The 15754-nt window shown below is 61.6% G+C and carries 12 protein-coding genes and 1 pseudogene; 8 read left to right on the top strand and 5 right to left on the bottom strand.

What is annotated here, in order from left to right; all coding sequences use genetic code 11:
• Positions 1-4 precede the first annotated feature (4 nt).
• Positions 5-271 (top strand): hypothetical protein, encoded by a 267-nt coding sequence (locus tag AB5Y71_RS14410; RefSeq protein ID WP_021230505.1) that lies wholly within the window; start codon positions 5-7, stop codon positions 269-271.
• A complete protein-coding gene (locus AB5Y71_RS14405; protein ID WP_368171862.1) occupies positions 271-1617 on the top strand; it encodes an APC family permease in 1347 nt (448 codons plus the stop codon). The genes AB5Y71_RS14410 and AB5Y71_RS14405 overlap by 1 nt, the downstream gene beginning before the upstream one ends.
• A gap of 94 nt (positions 1618-1711) precedes the next feature.
• Here AB5Y71_RS14405 and AB5Y71_RS14400 read toward each other — a convergent pair whose 3' ends face one another.
• Entirely contained in the window at positions 1712-2086 is a 375-nt protein-coding gene (locus tag AB5Y71_RS14400) for a hypothetical protein (RefSeq protein WP_005359057.1), read from the bottom strand.
• A gap of 249 nt (positions 2087-2335) precedes the next feature.
• On the opposite strand from AB5Y71_RS14400, the gene AB5Y71_RS14395 reads away from it, so the two are divergent.
• Positions 2336-3484, top strand: a complete 1149-nt coding sequence (locus tag AB5Y71_RS14395; protein ID WP_005359054.1) for a sodium:phosphate symporter — start codon at positions 2336-2338, stop codon at positions 3482-3484.
• Between the two features lie 174 nt (positions 3485-3658).
• Positions 3659-4129, top strand: coding sequence for an FKBP-type peptidyl-prolyl cis-trans isomerase (locus AB5Y71_RS14390; RefSeq protein ID WP_139746427.1), 471 nt, complete (start codon positions 3659-3661; stop codon positions 4127-4129).
• Between the two features lie 144 nt (positions 4130-4273).
• On the opposite strand, the pseudogene AB5Y71_RS14385 reads toward AB5Y71_RS14390, so the two are convergent.
• Positions 4274-5890: pseudogene (locus AB5Y71_RS14385) on the bottom strand (gamma-glutamyltransferase family protein); the annotation flags it as partial.
• Positions 5891-6100: 210 nt separating this feature from the next.
• The gene (gene rdgC / locus AB5Y71_RS14380; protein ID WP_005347467.1) at positions 6101-7012 is read right to left on the bottom strand and encodes a recombination-associated protein RdgC; all 912 of its coding nucleotides are present in this window, start codon (positions 7010-7012) and stop codon (positions 6101-6103) included.
• 177 nt (positions 7013-7189) lie between these two features.
• Between rdgC and AB5Y71_RS14375 the strand changes: the two genes are divergently transcribed.
• The 3 genes from AB5Y71_RS14375 to AB5Y71_RS14365 all read left to right on the top strand — a co-directional run bounded on the left by AB5Y71_RS14375 (position 7190) and on the right by AB5Y71_RS14365 (position 12697).
• Positions 7190-7618: a GNAT family N-acetyltransferase gene (locus tag AB5Y71_RS14375; protein WP_368171861.1), complete on the top strand. Its 429-nt coding sequence runs from the start codon at positions 7190-7192 to the stop codon at positions 7616-7618.
• Between the two features lie 103 nt (positions 7619-7721).
• Positions 7722-8948 carry an exonuclease SbcCD subunit D C-terminal domain-containing protein gene (locus tag AB5Y71_RS14370; protein WP_064338450.1) on the top strand — a complete coding sequence of 409 codons (1227 nt, stop codon included), beginning with the start codon at positions 7722-7724 and terminating at the stop codon, positions 8946-8948.
• The gene (locus AB5Y71_RS14365) at positions 8945-12697 is read left to right on the top strand and encodes an AAA family ATPase (RefSeq protein WP_368171860.1); all 3753 of its coding nucleotides are present in this window, start codon (positions 8945-8947) and stop codon (positions 12695-12697) included. The genes AB5Y71_RS14370 and AB5Y71_RS14365 overlap by 4 nt, the downstream gene beginning before the upstream one ends.
• 89 nt (positions 12698-12786) lie before the next feature.
• On the opposite strand, the gene AB5Y71_RS14360 is transcribed toward AB5Y71_RS14365, so the two are convergent.
• Both AB5Y71_RS14360 and AB5Y71_RS14355 read right to left on the bottom strand, forming a co-directional pair.
• Complete coding sequence (locus tag AB5Y71_RS14360) at positions 12787-13551, bottom strand: class III extradiol ring-cleavage dioxygenase (protein ID WP_368171859.1); 765 nt, start codon at positions 13549-13551, stop codon at positions 12787-12789.
• A 167-nt stretch (positions 13552-13718) separates the two neighbouring features.
• The gene (locus AB5Y71_RS14355; RefSeq protein WP_058057771.1) at positions 13719-13961 is read right to left on the bottom strand and encodes a hypothetical protein; all 243 of its coding nucleotides are present in this window, start codon (positions 13959-13961) and stop codon (positions 13719-13721) included.
• A gap of 308 nt (positions 13962-14269) precedes the next feature.
• On the opposite strand from AB5Y71_RS14355, the gene pykF reads away from it, so the two are divergent.
• The gene (gene pykF, locus AB5Y71_RS14350) at positions 14270-15682 is read left to right on the top strand and encodes a pyruvate kinase PykF (protein WP_031227651.1); all 1413 of its coding nucleotides are present in this window, start codon (positions 14270-14272) and stop codon (positions 15680-15682) included.
• Positions 15683-15754: the final 72 nt, after the last annotated feature.

Raw genomic sequence — 15754 nt, 5'->3', positions numbered from 1 at the left:
ACCGATGTTCACTGCGACATCGGTTTTTGTATTTTTGAAGTGCAGTACAAACCCACCACAAGAGGCCGGAACGTTTCCGGAAGTGATATTCGAGATTGCCAAACAATCTCCCGACGTTGAGAGGATAACAATGGGGCGTTTTAATGCTTTCCTGCCGGTACAGCCCGGTATGCGCCTCCCCGGCGCCCTTGATGTACAGGCTTGCGAATCCATCGTATCCCTGCGCTCGTTGCAAGCACGTGCTGCGGCACTGATTGAGGAGAAAGCGTAATGGCATCGCAAAACGCCAAGCTGCTCAAGACCCTTACCCTGACACAAGTGATTGTGATGGGTCTGGCCTATCTGACCCCCATGGCTGTCTTCGACACCTTCGCTATCGTCGGTGACATCACCGATGGCCGGGTCGCCACCGCCTATCTGCTGGCTCTGGGTGGCATCCTGCTCACCGCTTTCAGCTACGGACATCTGGTACGCAAGTTCCCCTCTGCGGGCTCTGCCTATACCTATGCCCAGAAGGTGTTCAACCCCTACGTCGGTTTCATGGTCGGCTGGTCATCCCTGCTCGATTACATGTTCATGCCGATGATCAACATTCTGCTGGCCAAGATCTACCTGACCGCCATGTTCCCGGGTGTCGAGCCCTGGGTGTTCATCTTCGGTCTGGTGACCGTGATGACCTTCCTGAACCTGCGCGGCATCAATCTGGTAGCCAACTTCAACGGTCTGATCGTGGTGATCCAGCTGGCCATCATCACCCTCTTTATCGGCCTGATGGCGTGGGGCATCTACCACGGCGAAGGGGCTGGCACCCTGATGAGCAGCCGTCCGTTCTACTTCGAGTCAGCACAGCTGGTACCGCTCTTTACCGGTGCGACCATCCTCTGCTTCTCGTTCCTGGGCTTTGACGGTCTGAGTTCCCTCTCCGAAGAGACTCCGAACGCCGGCAAGGTGATCCCCAAGGCGATCGTGCTGACGGCCCTTATCGGCGGCATCATCTTCGTGGTGGTCTCCTACTGCCTGCAGCTCTACTTCCCGAGCCTCGCCCGCTTCCAGCATCCGGATGCGGTACTGCCGGAGATCGCCCTCTACGTTGGCGGCACCTTCTTCCAGTCCGTGGTTCTGGTCTGCACCACGGTCGCGGTACTGGCCTCCGGCATGGCGGCTCACGCCGGTGTGTCGCGCATCCTCTACGTGATGGGGCGTGATCGCATGATCCCGGAGCGGGTGTTTGGCTACATCCACCCGAAATACCGCACTCCGGCCATCAACGTGCTGATGGTGGGCGGTCTGGCCCTCTCCGCCGTGTCGTTTGATCTGGATACCGCACTGGCGCTGGTCAACTTCGGCGCACTGGTGGCGTTCAGCTTCGTCAACCTGTCGGTGATCGGTCAGTTCTGGGTGCGCGAGAAGCGCAACAAGACCCTCAAGGATCACGTCATCTACCTGTTGATGCCGCTGCTCGGCGCCGCCACCATCGGTGCTCTGTGGATCAACCTGGAGCAGAGCTCGCTGGAGCTGGGCCTGATCTGGGCTGGCCTCGGCGCAACCTATCTGTTCCTGCGTCTGGCGGTGTTCCGCATCCCGTTCCGTCAATACGAGGAAGCGGCTGACGCCTGATCCTTTGCGGATAACGGATAGACAGAAGGGGAGCCATGGCTCCCCTTTTTGCTGCCGGTCTGTTGCCGGTCACACGGGCTTGGGCCCGGTCTGCTTACTGCTTATCCAGTACGGCGGTCGCCGCAGCCTTGAGCGGATCGCGAGCGATGGTCTTGGCATCCTGCTCCGCCTTGTGCAGCTGCTGGTTTGCCTTGTCCATCTTCTGCTGCATACCGTTGCCGCTCTCCTTGAGGTCGGCACGCTTCTCGCCCAGCAGGTCGTTGCGGCCTTTTTGCACCTCAGCTTTCACCTTCTCTTTCTCCTGCTTCACCAGCTTGCTGGTATCACAGTTGCCCTTGACTCCCAGAGTCGCATTCACCGCTTCGTTTTTGAGGGCCTTGTCGAGGTTGCAGTCGGTTTTCAACAGGCTGGCCTGTGCCCCTGCCGAGAGCAGCCCCAGCGACAGAGAGAGGATCCATGCACGCATCATCTTGTTTATTCCTGCTTGCCAATAAAGGGGCGCAGTGTAACGATCACATTCCGGTTGACAAGGCGGCAGTGCTTTCGTCCCCCCTTTTGCCACCCCAGAGCCAACCGGCTCGGTCAGCGCTTGTCGCCGCAGTTCGTCGTCATAAAAACATCATCGAAATGTCACGTTGTCATATTTCTGTCATTAACCATTGATTAAATGCGCGGGTCATCAACAACCCAAGACGGAACGACCGTCTCAAGAGGCTTTATGCAACACCATCACTCCTTGTCACAGCCGCCCGCGACCCGCGCCCTGTTCAACTGGATGAGTGTCATCGTACTGGTCTACCTGATCCTGGTTGCCGTGGGCGCCATCTCCCACGGCTTCAAAGATTTCTCCGGCGGCGCCGAGGGCGCAGCCCAGATCTTCGCCTTTGCCAACAACCCCTTTGTCGCCCTGCTGCTGGGTATTCTCGCTACCGCGCTGGTGCAATCCTCCAGCACCGTCACCTCGGTGATCGTCGGTCTGGTGGCTGGCGGCCTGCCCATCAGCATGGCCATCCCCATGGTGATGGGTGCCAACCTCGGAACCACCATCACCAACACCATCGTCTCCATGGGCCATGTGCGGGATCGCGCCGAGTTCCGCCGCGCCTTCGCTGCCGCTACCGTGCACGACTTCTTCAACCTGCTGGCGGTGTTCATCTTCCTGCCGCTGGAGCTGATGTTCGGCCTGCTGCAACACAGCGCCGAATGGCTGGCCAACCTGCTGGTAGGCTCCGCCAACATGTCGATGAAGGGCATGGATTTCATGAAGCCGCTGACCGCACCGGCCCAGCAGCTGATTGACAGCGCCGTTGCCTTCCTGCCGGGCAAGGGTGCCGCCATCGCCACTATCGTCATCGGTATCCTGCTGATCCTCGCCTGCGTCACTTATCTCGGCAAAGTGCTGCAACAGGTACTGGTTGGCCGTGCCAAAGAGGTGCTGCACAAGGCGTTGGGCCGTGGCCCGTTGACCGGCATTACCTCCGGTGCGCTGGTGACCATCATGGTGCAGTCCTCCTCCACCACCACCAGCCTGATGATCCCGCTGGCCGGCGGCGGCGTGTTCAGCACCCGTCAGCTCTACCCCTTCACTCTGGGGGCCAATATCGGTACCACCATTACCGCCCTGCTGGCTGCCACCGCCATCAGCGGAGCCGGTGCCCAGCTGGCCCTGACCATCGCGCTGGTCCACGTGCTGTTCAACCTCTTTGCCGTGGTCATCATCTATGGCATCCCCTTCCTGCGCGACCTGCCGGTGCGCGCCGCCGAGGGGCTGGCCCGGGTCGGCAGCGAGAACAAGCTGCTGGCTCTGGGTTATGTGACAGGTCTCTTCTTCGCCCTGCCCGCCCTGATGATGGTGGCCGCCAAGTAAGCGCCGCAGCCATGACGAGGGGCGAGTCACCGACTCGCCCCTTTTTGCGTCCAGCTCGCCGGGCTTTGCCTGACCGCTCACATCCTCCCGCCCTGTGGCTCGCCATCAGGGGCGGTGCGCGATAAGATGGCGTCCTCATTGCACTTTTTACATTTCATGGAACAGGAAAAACCGATGAAATTCATACTGATCGCGCTGCTCATCGCCGGTGTGGCCTACTACTTCTACTCCAGCAGCAACAACAAGAAGCTGGCGGCCGACAACGTGCGGATTGGCGCCGAGTTCCTCGCCAGCAACAAGGAGAAACCGCTGGTGACCACCACCGCCTCCGGCCTGCAGTACGAAGTGCTGGCCCCGGGCACCGGCACCGTTCACCCCACCGCCACCAGCAAGGTGAAGGTGCACTACGAGGGCAAGCTGCTGGATGGCACCGTCTTTGACAGCTCGGTCGCCCGTGGCGAGCCCATCGAGTTTGGCCTCAATCAGGTGATCGCTGGCTGGACCGAAGGGGTGCAGCTGATGGTGGAAGGTGAGAAGACCCGTTTCTACATCCCTGCCAACCTCGCCTACGGCGACCGCGCCGCTGGCAAAATCCCGCCGGGATCCGTGCTGATTTTTGACGTAGAGCTGCTGGGTATCCAGTAACTGCGCAGGATGCTCCAGTGGCAATATCCCACTGCGCGCCCGTGCCGATCTTTGACGTGGAGCTGTTGGGTATCCAGTAAGTGCTCCGTCACGCTCCATCAACAACAAGGCCAGCATCATGCTGGCCTTGTTGCTATGGGAACCTCACTCCCCCTTGGCGATCCCTTCCCGGCGCGGATCCGCTGCACCAAACCAGCCGCCAGTGTTGCGCTCAACCCCCTGCAGGCCGGAGGTCTGCTCGTTCAATACCACCTCGTGTCCCCTCGCCTTCAATCCCTCGACCACCGACATGGGGGTGCGTCCCGCTTCCAGCTCGGTGGGGCCGTTGCGGCTGCCAAAGTTGGGCAGGTTGATGGCCTGTTGCAGGTTCAGGCCCCAATCCTGGGTGCCGAGCAGGGTCTTGCCCACGTAGTTGATGATGGCGGAGCCCCCCGGCGAGCCCAGCGTCATGGTCAGCTCGCCGCTTGGCTTGTCAAACACCAGCAGGGGTGACATGGAGGAGCGGGGCCGCTTGCCCGGCTCCACCCGGTTTGCCACCGGCAGACCGGCAGCATCCACCGAGGTGAAGGAGAAATCGGTGAGCTGGTTGTTGAGCAGGTAGCCGTTGACCATCTGACGCGATCCGAAACCATCCTCGATGGAGCTGGTCATGGAGATGGCCATCCCCGCCTTGTCGACGATCGAGACATGGCTGGTGGAGGGGAGTTCCGGAGTCGCATCCTTGCCCCGCGCCAGCGCCAGTGGCGGCGTGCCAGGCTTGGCAATCCCCATGGAGAGCTGACCGACAAGCTTGCCTCGCTCGGCCAGATAGCCCTTGTCCAGCAGCCCCTTCACCGGCACGCTGACAAAATCGCTGTCGGCGACGTACTGGTTGCGATCGGCGAAGGCCAGACGCGCCGCTTCGCTGTAGAGGTGGATAGCCTCGCTGGAAGCAGCCAGTCCCCCCTCTTTCGTGGTGATCGGCTTGAGGGCTGCCATATCGCGGCTCTCCAGCATGCCGAAGATCTGGCCGAGCGCCAGGGTACCGGACGAGGGAGTGGGAAAGCCGCAGATCTTGCTCTGGCGATAGTCAAAGCAGAGGCCATCACGCAGTTTGGCCTGATAGCTGGCCAGATCGGTGGCCGCCAGTACCCCGGGGTTGGTGGGATGTTGGCGTACTTTGGCCACCATGGCATCCGCCCCCTCTGTGGCCAGAGTGCGCAGCACCTTGGCCAGCGCCGGGTTGGTCAGCCGGGTGCCTGCCATTTTAGGACTGCCATCCGCCTGATAGAAGTAGGCTCGCGCCTGCGGATCCCGTGCCAGATAGGGATCCTTGGCCAGCAATGTGGCCAGCCGTGGACTTATCACGAATCCTTGTTCTGCCAGCGTGATGGCGGGCTGGAACAGCACAGCCCAGGGCAGCTTGCCATAACGCTGATGGGCCAGTGCCAGCGCGCGCAGGGTACCGGGAACGCCGACCGAGCGGCCCCCAACCACCCCGTCATAAAACGCCAGCGGCTTGCCATCTTGCATAAACAGCTGGTCGGTGGCGGCAGCCGGCGCCGTCTCGCGGCCATCCACCGCACTCACCTTGCGGCCATCCCACACCAGCAGCAGCGTCCCGCCACCGATCCCGGAGGATTGCGGCTCCACCAGCGTCAACACCAACTGCACCGCAATGGCGGCATCGACGGCACTGCCACCGGCCTTGATGATCTGGTAGCCCGCATCCACCGCCAGCGGGTTGGCGGCCGCCACCATGAAGTCATGGCCCTGCCAGCCCCAGAGGTTTGCGCAACATGACACTCTCCTTGTCTGTTTTATGACCATGAAGAGGGACTATGTCACGATTGGCGCTGACAGCTCAAGTTATTGAGCAAGATCAATATCTTACTCATCTATCAATAATGGCTATCCGCAATAGGTATAAAAAAACCGCCCGAAGGCGGCTTTTACGATGGGATGGCAGAGGCCAAACAGGCGCATGTCCGGTTAGATGGACTGCTCTTCGCCACCCAGGGCGGCAAACAGCGCCGGGATAAACTGGGACAGCTCGGCGGTGACCAGCGCGAAATCGGCATCCAGACGGGCAGCCGGATCTTCGCTGGTGACGTCATCGTTCTGCTCGCGCAGCTCTTCGCTGAATTTCAGACGCTTGATGGAGAGATCATCCCCCAGCACGAAGCTGACAGTCTCGCCCCAGTTGAGGGCCAGCTTGGTCACCAGCTTGTCATTGGCCAGGTGGTTCTTGATTTCATCCGTCATCAGATCCTGCTGCTTGCAGCGGATGATGCCGCCGTGCTCCATGGCACTGCGCAGCTCGGCTTCATCTTCCAGAGTGAAGGAGGCTGGCAGATTGCCCTCGTTCAACCACTCGGTCATGGTGATCTCCGGCGGGTTCTTGAGAGCCACCGGCACCACCGGCAGGGAGCCGATGGATTTGCGCAGCAGCGCCAGCAGATCGTCTGCCTTCTTGGCAGAACCTGCGTCCACCACCATCAAATTGTCGGCCGGATTGATCCAGGCGAAGGTCTGGCTGGTACGACTGAAGGCACGGGGCAGCAGGGTGTGGAGGATCTCCTCTTTCAGCGCCTCCTTCTCTTTCTTCTTGAGGGCGCGTCCCTGTTCGAACTCGATCGCCTCTACCTTCTCGGCCAGCATCTCCTTGACCACGGTACCGGGCAGCATCTTCTCCTCTTTGCGGGCGCAGATGAGGATGTGGCCGGAGGCAGAGTGGGTCAGGGTTGAGCCGAATTTGCCAAGGGGCTTGACCCACCCGAAACGGGAGATGTCCTGACTGCCGCAAGGGGTGAAGGCACAGGCTTCCAGCTGGGTTTCCAGCTGATCCACGGTCAGGTCAAAGGGGCGGGTAAAGCGATAAATCTGCAGGTTTTTAAACCACATGGCGTCCTCGGTCTCTAGATTGTCCGGCGTGCATTGTACTAGAGAGGCGCTTTGTGATCAGCCAATCATTCTCGCTAAATAAAGGGCGATCGACCTCACAGGGTCTCATTTATGTCACCAGTTTGTTCATCAAGTTCTCCTAGACTGCGAAAGTAAATTGTTAATAAGGATGAAGGTATGTTGCGGCCCAGTCGCCCGGAAGACATGGAAGAGATCGTCGAAATCTGGTTGCTGGCCTCCCTGCAGGCCCACGATTTCGTCGATGCCTCCTGCTGGTGGCAGGCCCAAGAGGATCTGCGTACCCGCTATCTCGATCGCGCCGCCATCTGGGTGTTCGAGGAGCGTGGCGATCTGCTCGGTTTCATGGCACTGGTGGACAACTATCTCGCCGCACTCTTCGTGCGCCCCGACCGTCAGGGCCGCGGCGTTGGCCACGCCCTGCTGAAGGAGGCCAAGCGTCAGGGGGCGTCGCTCCACGCCCGGGTCTTTGTCGAGAATGATCAGGCGGTGCGCTTCTACCGCCGCCACGGCTTCGTCATTGAGGCCGAGGAGTCCGATCCCCTTACCGGCCACCCCCAATACCGGATGTGCTGCGAACCCGCCTGAATCGATGCCAGCCCCCTGTTTTACTTGAAAAAAGCACGGGGCATCCTCATCTTGTCCTCATCGGGTGCCACAGGCACCGTCCCTGCAACCGGGCTGCTTTCCAATGAAAATCCTCCATACCGCCGACTGGCACCTTGGCCATCAACTTCATGGTCATGACCGCCGTTTTGAACACGATGCCTTTCTCGACTGGCTGAGCGACACCCTCAAGGCGCGCGAGATCGACGCCCTGCTGGTAGCGGGCGATCTGTTTGATACCGCCAATCCCCCCGCCAGCGCCTGGCAGCAACTCTACCGTTTTCTGGCGCGGCTGCGCGCCGAGATGCCCTGCCTCAACATGGTGCTGATTGGCGGCAATCACGACTCCCCCTCCAAGCTGGATGCCCCCCACGAGCTGCTGCGCGCCTTTGACCTGCATCTGGTGGGCAGCATCAGCCGCGACAATGGGGGCAAGCTCGACACCGACCGTCTGCTGGTACCGCTGCAAGACAAGGAGGGCAAGATTGCCGCCTGGTGCGCTGCCGTGCCGTTCCTGCGCAGCAGCGATCTGCGGGTGGAACAGCTGGCTGAGGGGCAGGACAGGCTGATCGAAGGGGTACGACAGGTCTATGCCGAGGTGTTGGCCGAAGGGCGCGCCCGCTGCGGCGAGGATCTGCCGCTCATCGCCATGGGCCACGCCTATCTGGCGGCGGGCCAGCTCTCCGAGCTTTCAGAGCGGCGGGTGCTCGGTGGCAACCAGCACGCCCTGCCTGCCGATCTCTTTGCCGCAGCCAACTACACGGCGCTCGGTCACCTCCATCTGGCCCAGAGCCCGGCCGAGGGGGTGCACTACAGCGGCTCACCGCTGCCGCTCTCGCTTGCCGAAGCCAACTACAACCATCAGGTGCTGGAGGTGACCTTTGCAGAAGGCAAACTGACCGGATTGGAGCGGATCCCGGTGCCCCGCGCGGTGGAGATGATCCGCCTGCCCCAGAGCACCCTCGACGACGCGCTGAACGCCATCGCATCGCTCGAACTGCCTGATTGTCCACAAGAGGCACAACCCTTCCTCGAAGTGCGGCTGCTGCTGCCCAAGCCCGAGGCCCGCATCCGCGAGCGCATTCTGGCGGCCATCGCAGACAAACCGGTGCGTCTGGCCCGCATCAGCACCCAATATCAAGGCTCGGGGGAAGGGCTGGCCGATGGTCGCGAGCGGCGCAGGCTCGATGAGCTCTCACCCACCGAGGTGTTTCGCCTCTGCTATCAGCGCCAGTTTGAAGGGGAGCCCGAGGCTGGGCTAGTTGCCTCGTTTGAAGAGATCCTGGAGCAGGTGAAGGAGTCAAACCAATGAAAATCTTGTCTCTGTCAGGTGAGAATCTGGCCAGTCTGACCGGCCCCTTCACCATCGACTTTACCAGGGGGGCGCTCGGCGCCGCCGGTCTGTTTGCCATCACCGGCAATACCGGCGCGGGCAAGAGCACATTGCTCGACGCCATTTGTCTGGCCTTATACGACGAGATGCCGCGCTTTATCGCCAATCGCAAGAACGTGGCCGAAGTGGGCCGCATGGATGACGAAGAGAAGCTCAAGGCCAACGACGTGCGTGGCATCCTCAGTCGCGGCCACGCCAGCGGCTTTGCCGAGGTGCAGTTTCGTGGCTGCGATGGCCGCATCTGGCTGGCCCGCTGGGCGGTGCGCCGGGCACGCAACCGCTCGGAGGGGCGCTTTCAGGCGCAGGAGAGAACCCTGACCGATGTGGAGTCAGGGCAGGTCTTCTCCGGCAGCAAGCGGGAGCTGCAGGATCGCATCGACGAGCTGGTGGGTCTCTCCTGGGAGCAGTTCCGCCGCGCGGTGATCCTGCCACAGGGGGAATTTGCCGCCTTTCTCAAATCGGATGCCAACGAGCGCTCCGCCCTGCTCGAACGGATGACCGGCACCGAGCTCTACTCCGCCATCTCCATTCAGACCTATGAACGGGCGCGGGAAGAGCAGCAGAAGCTGGCCATCATCGCCCAGCGCCTCGGCGACGTGGCGCTGATGGACGAGGCCACCCGCGAGCATTGGGTAAGTCAGCAGGTAAGCCTCTCCACCACCCTCAAACATGAACAGCAACAGCAGCAGCTGATGCAGGACTTGCGCGACCTCAACAGCCGCATTGCTGCCCAGTTGCAGGGCTGCGCCGAGGGACAGGCGGTGCTCGATGCCGCCCTGCAGGCCCACGGCGCCGCCGCCCCCGAGCGCGAGGAGTTTGCGCGTGCCGAACAGGCCCAAGTAGCCCGCGCCGATCACGACGAGCTGGCCCGCCTCACCCTTGAGGTACAGCAGCAGGAGAAGCTGATCGCCGAGCTGGTACCAGAGCTGGCCAAACTCGAGGAGCAGACCCAGCAGAGCGCGCTGACCGAACAGCAGTTGCTGGCGGAGAAGATCGCCGCCGAGCGGGAATGGGGCGCCCTGCAACCCGAACTCAAGCGGGCACAAGAGCTGGACACCCGCATTCGGGAAAAGCAGCAGCAGTTGCAGAAGATCCAGCAGGAGGGGACTCAGGAGCGGGAAGTGCAGCTCACCCTCGAGCAGGGGTGGCGCGAACAGAGCCGACAGGTGGAACTGCTCAAGCAGCAGCACCAGCAGTGGGGGCTCTGGCTCGAAGAACACAAGGAGCTGGCACCGGTTGCCCGCCAGTGGCAGCCCCTGCTCACCGCCATGCAAGATTGGGCCGAGGATGCCGACAAGTTACAACAGCTGCTCACCCTGCGGGATCACAAGCTGCGCGCCCTGCAACAGTTGCAGCGCCAGCTGGAGCAAGGCCAGCAGGAGCGCGACTACTGGCAACATGAACAAGCTCGGCTGCAACAGCAACAGAACGAGCTGCAGGAGCAGCAGTGGGAGAGCCGCCTCGCCAAGGCGCAGGAGCAGTGGCAGCAGCAAACCGAACAGCTGGGTCAGCTGCGCCAGTTGCTGGAGCTGGCCGACTATGGCCGCAACCACGGCGAACAGCATGGCCGCCTGCAGCAGGAGATTGCCCAGCTGGAGCAGGCGCTCGGCAAGCTCGCCACCCTAAGCGAAGAGCTGGCCCCCGCCCGCGAGCGGCTCGCCCTGCAGCGGGATGAGGCGCGCCACGCGCTGGAGCAGTCCCGTGCCATCGCCAGCTTCGAGCAGTATCGCCATATCCTGAGCGATGGCGAACCTTGCCCGCTGTGCGGTTCCGGGGAGCACCCCTACAGCCAGAGCCAGCCACAGGTGGCGGGGATCCTGGGTCAGCTGGCGGAGCGGGTCAGAAGCCTCGAACTCGAATGGGATCGCCTCAATCATCAATACATCCAGTGCGAGAGCGAGCGTCAGGAGCTGGCCCGCCAGCTGGCGGTACGCCAGCAGCACCTGCCAGAGCTGGAAAACCGCGCCGAGCAGCTGACCCAGCGCTGGCAACAGCTGGGGGGCGATACCCTGCTCGGCCATCCGCTGCCGCTGCGCCAAAGCCCCATTGAGTGGAACGAGCTGATGAGCACCCTGCTTGGCCGTGGCCAGGCGCTAGAGCAGGGGTTGGCCCAGAGCCAACAGCAGCTGCGTCAGGCCCAGCTTGGTCAGCAACAGCTGCAGGGAGTGCGTCAGCAACTGAGCCAGTTGGCTGCCCAGCACCAGCAGTTTGACCAGCAGTGGCAGGAGGCCGATCGCCAGCGCATCGCGCTGGAAGGGGAAGTGAAGGGGATGGGCGAGCAGGAGGCGACCCTGCGCCAGCGTCTGGAACAAGGCGCCCACCGCCTCGATGAGCAGATGGGTGGCCAACCGTGGCGCCAATGGCTCGGCAGCCAGCAGTGGCACGAGTGGCAGCGTGCCTGCGAAGCCTGGCTGCACGGCCAGAGCGAGTGGGAGCGGCTGGCCAGCGAGATCGCCAGCCTCACCCCAGCACTAAGTGCGCAGGAGGCGCGCCTGCAGACCCAGCGCGAGCTACTGCACAAACTCGAGCGGGACTACAAGGAGCACGAGCAGCAGCGGCAGGGGCTGCTCACCAGCCGCAGCGGTTGTCTCGGTGGCGAGGAGATCCCGCTGGTCGAGAGCCGCTGGCAACAGCGTCTGCAACAACTCGCCAGCGAACTGGAGTTGATGCAAAGCGGCGCCCGCGTTCTGCGGGAGCGACAGACCGAACTCAAGACCCGCCTCACTCATGTGGAGCAGGAAAAGCAGACCAGCAGTCGCCGCAAGCGGGAGGTGCTGGGGCGCTGGGCAGCCCACGCCAGCACCCTCGGCATCGCCGAATACGACCTGCGCCGTCTGCTCGCCATCAGCCCCGATGAACTCAAGGCGCGCCGCTCTGCCCTGCAAGGGTTGGAAGATGCCCTTGGCGAGGCGCGCACCCGCCTTGCCGAGCGGCAACGGGCGCTGGCACTGGAGGAGAGCAAGCGGGATCGCTATCGCGAGCACCACCCCGAGCTGGCCGCCCTGCCGGATGCAGAGCTGAGCGATCAACTGGCGGCACTCGATGCCCGTTGTCGCGCCCTTGAAGAGCAGCTGTTCGAGTGCAAGAGCAAGCTGGCACAGGCCGAAGCCGCCGCTCTCAAGGCGGGTAGCCTGCAACAGGAGCTGGCCGCCCAGCAGGCGGTGGCCGACCACTGGCAGCAGCTGTGCGATCTGATCGGGCAGGCCAACGGCGCCAAGTTCCGCACCTTCGCCCAGAGCCTCACCCTCGAACGCCTGCTGCTGGAGGCCAACGCCCAGCTCGCCGAGCTATCACCGCGCTACCGGCTGGAGCGAGTACCCGGCACCGATCTGGCGCTGCAAGTGGTGGATCTCGACATGGGGGACGAGGTGCGCTCGGTGGACTCCCTCTCCGGTGGCGAGAGTTTTCTGGTGTCGCTGGCGCTGGCGCTGGCCCTCTCCAGCCTCTCGTCACGCCAGACCCAGGTCGAGTCGCTGTTTATTGACGAAGGGTTCGGCACCCTGGATCCGGACAGTCTGGATCTGGCGCTCGCCAGCCTCGACTCCCTGCAGGCCGCCGGTCGCCAGATCGGGGTCATCTCCCACGTCCAGACCCTGGTGGAGCGGATCGGCGTGCAGATCAGGGTCGAAGCCCTCGGCGGCGGCGAGAGCCGGGTAGTGGTTCCCTGAGAGCCTTCGGCTCAATCACCACTACCATCGGTCCACCACGCTGTAAATAACAAGACCCCGCCAATTGGCGGGGTCTTGCTGAGAGGCTATCAACCGAAGCGGTAGGCGCCCATATAGAGGCTGCCGCCATCCCAGCTCTCGTGCAGCCGGGTGGGCGCCACACCATCGGCCGCCCCCAACGCCACAAAGAGCGGGCGCAGGTGGTCATCGTGGGGATGGGACTCCACCGCTCCGGGAGCCTGCTGGCGATAGTCGAGCAACGCCAGACGATCCTCGTCGGCCATCTTCTGCTCCAGCCAGTCGACAAACTGGCTGGCCCACTCCGGCACTGGCGAGCCTTCCGGCGCCAGCGCCCGCAGGTTGTGGGTGATGGCACCGGAGGCGAGGATGCCAATCCCCTGACTGCGCAGCTCCCCCAATACCTCTCCCAACTGCCACAACTGGGCCAGGGTGAAGCTCGCGGGAATGGAGATCTGCACCAGCGGGATCTCGCTGTTTGGGTCGATCAGGGATAGGGGCGACCAGACCCCGTGATCCAGCTCGCGCCGCACCGGGGTGGCGGTCAGTCCGGCCAGTGCCAGCTGGTCGCTCACCCCTTGTTGCAGCCACTCGGGGCTGCTGGCAGGCCAGCGCATCCGGTAGAGGGGCTCGGGGAAGCCGTAAAAGTCGTACATCAAGGCCGGTTTGGGCTCGACGTTGATCTGCAGCTCGCGGCTGAACCAGTGGGCAGAGATGACCACCAGCCCCTTGAGCTCACCCAGACGCAAGGTTCGCAGAAAGCGAGTGGCGGGTTGCTCACGCAGCACCAGATCCGGTGCGCCGTGAGAGATAAACCAGACGGGGGCGAGGGACATAAAGCAGACTCCAACAAGGTATCAGGGGGCGATACCGGAGGGGATATCGCTGTTGGAATCGATTATCCTCCCACCATTAAAGGTGAACAATCCAGCAAGATAGATAAGAACTATCAATCAATGGTTGATAATCCCACGCCTTCACGACCGGTAAACAGCAATAGATATCAAGGCTGAGGAGCATCCGGCAGCGGTCGGGCTACACGAAGCGCCATCCGGGTCGCTGCACTGTGATCCTGCCACTCTCGCCACGCCAATCCCTCGGCGGCCGCCTCCCCTTTCACTGGATGGGAGAAGATCGCCAGCAGACTGGCATTATCAGGCCAGTAGCGGGCTGGCAGTGTCTGAACCAGTAGCAGGGCGGCGCCCAGCAAGAGCAGAGCCCATCCGGTTTCATGGCTGTTTTTCATCCCGACCTCCTTCACCCTTGCGCCAATGAACTAACATTTTTGCGCAAGCCGGTGACAAGACGGTGACAGCGGATGGGTGGTCATTTTACAACATCTGAACCTCAACCCGGCCAAACAACCACAGATGGCAACATTTGTATCCCTTCAGCCCGAACCTGTGGCCGTATGCTCTAAAATGTGACTCACAGGAAAACGTTATCCCTGAAAAGAAAACGTTATCTGGTCAAAACGTTGTTTCTGGATCATAAAAAGATTCCAAAAACTGGTGTATATTGCTCGGCGGAAATTCCTTAACCATGAAGATTGACATGAAAAAGACCAAAATTGTCTGCACCATCGGTCCGAAGACCGAATCCAAAGAAATGCTGGCCAAAATGCTGGACGCCGGCATGAACGTCATGCGCCTGAACTTCTCCCACGGTGACTACGCCGAGCACGGCAGCCGCATCAGCAACCTGCGCGCTGTAATGGCCGAGACCGGCAAGCACGCAGCTATCCTGCTGGACACCAAGGGTCCGGAAATCCGTACCATGAAGCTGGAAGGCGGCAACGACGTCGCGCTGGTCGCTGGCCAGACTTTCACCTTCACCACCGACCAGACCGTGGTTGGCAACAAAGACAAAGTGGCCGTGACCTATGCAGGTTTCGCCAACGATCTGCGCGTCGGCAACCGCATTCTGGTTGATGACGGCCTGATCGGTCTGGACGTTATCGAAATCACCGAGCGCGAAGTTATCTGTAAAGTGCTGAACAACGGTGACCTGGGCGAAAACAAAGGCGTTAACCTGCCGGGCGTCTCCATCAAGCTGCCGGCCCTGGCCGAGAAAGACAAGCGCGACCTGATCTTTGGTTGCGAGCAAGGCGTTGATTTCGTTGCTGCTTCTTTCATCCGCAAGAAAGAAGACGTTCTGGAAATCCGTGAGCACCTGAAAGCCCACGGTGGCGAGAACATCCAGATCATCTCCAAGATCGAAAACCAGGAAGGTCTGGACAACTTCGACGAGATCCTGGCTGTTTCCGACGGCATCATGGTTGCTCGTGGCGACATGGGTGTAGAGATCCCGGTTGAAGAAGTTATCTTCGCCCAGAAGATGATCATCGCCAAGTGCAACAAAGCCCGCAAAGTGGTTATCACTGCCACCCAGATGCTGGACTCCATGATCAAGAACCCGCGTCCGACCCGCGCCGAAGCTGGTGACGTGGCCAACGCCATCCTGGACGGTACCGACGCAGTGATGCTGTCCGGTGAATCCGCCAAGGGTAAGTACCCGCTGGAAGCCGTGACCATCATGGCCACCATCTGCGAGCGTACCGATGCCGTGATGCCGTCCAACCTGTCTGCTGCCAACGACAGCAACAAGCTGCGCATCACCGAAGCCGTATGTAAAGGCGCCGTAGAGACCTCCGAGAAGCTGGACGCCCCGCTGATCGTGGTTGCTACCGAAGGCGGCAAGTCTGCCAAGGCCATTCGCAAGTACTTCCCGAAAGCCTGGATCCTGGCTATCACCACCAACAAGAAAACTGCTGCCCAGCTGGTTCTGACCAAGGGTGTGGTTGCCCACGTGGTTGACAGCATCGCCTCTACCGACGATTTCTATCGCATCGGTAAAGAAGCCGCGCTGGAAATCGGCATGGGTCTGAAAGGTGACGTGGTTGTGATGGTCTCCGGTGCTCTGGTACCGAGCGGCACCACCAACACCGCTTCTGTTCACGTTCTTTAATCAGAGCTGAACGAGTTGAAAACGGCGCCTGCGGGCGCCGTTTTTTTTGTCCCTCCCCCCTGCTTACCTGAC

The organism is Aeromonas sp. R9-2, from assembly GCF_040908025.1.
Lineage (GTDB): Bacteria > Pseudomonadota > Gammaproteobacteria > Enterobacterales > Aeromonadaceae > Aeromonas > Aeromonas veronii.
Note: the sequence above shows the minus strand (reverse complement) of the source record. Positions and strands in the feature narration are given on the sequence as shown.

Coding starts and splice junctions, on each gene's coding strand:
- AB5Y71_RS14395 (WP_005359054.1), top strand. CDS start 2,336: ATGCAACACCATCACTCCTTGTCACAGCCGCCCGCGACCCGCGCCCTG.
- AB5Y71_RS14390 (WP_139746427.1), top strand. CDS start 3,659: ATGAAATTCATACTGATCGCGCTGCTCATCGCCGGTGTGGCCTACTAC.
- rdgC (WP_005347467.1), bottom strand. CDS start 7,012: ATGTGGTTTAAAAACCTGCAGATTTATCGCTTTACCCGCCCCTTTGAC.
- AB5Y71_RS14355 (WP_058057771.1), bottom strand. CDS start 13,961: ATGAAAAACAGCCATGAAACCGGATGGGCTCTGCTCTTGCTGGGCGCC.
- AB5Y71_RS14360 (WP_368171859.1), bottom strand. CDS start 13,551: ATGTCCCTCGCCCCCGTCTGGTTTATCTCTCACGGCGCACCGGATCTG.
- AB5Y71_RS14410 (WP_021230505.1), top strand. CDS start 5: ATGTTCACTGCGACATCGGTTTTTGTATTTTTGAAGTGCAGTACAAAC.
- pykF (WP_031227651.1), top strand. CDS start 14,270: ATGAAAAAGACCAAAATTGTCTGCACCATCGGTCCGAAGACCGAATCC.
- AB5Y71_RS14365 (WP_368171860.1), top strand. CDS start 8,945: ATGAAAATCTTGTCTCTGTCAGGTGAGAATCTGGCCAGTCTGACCGGC.
- AB5Y71_RS14375 (WP_368171861.1), top strand. CDS start 7,190: ATGTTGCGGCCCAGTCGCCCGGAAGACATGGAAGAGATCGTCGAAATC.
- AB5Y71_RS14405 (WP_368171862.1), top strand. CDS start 271: ATGGCATCGCAAAACGCCAAGCTGCTCAAGACCCTTACCCTGACACAA.
- AB5Y71_RS14370 (WP_064338450.1), top strand. CDS start 7,722: ATGAAAATCCTCCATACCGCCGACTGGCACCTTGGCCATCAACTTCAT.
- AB5Y71_RS14400 (WP_005359057.1), bottom strand. CDS start 2,086: ATGATGCGTGCATGGATCCTCTCTCTGTCGCTGGGGCTGCTCTCGGCA.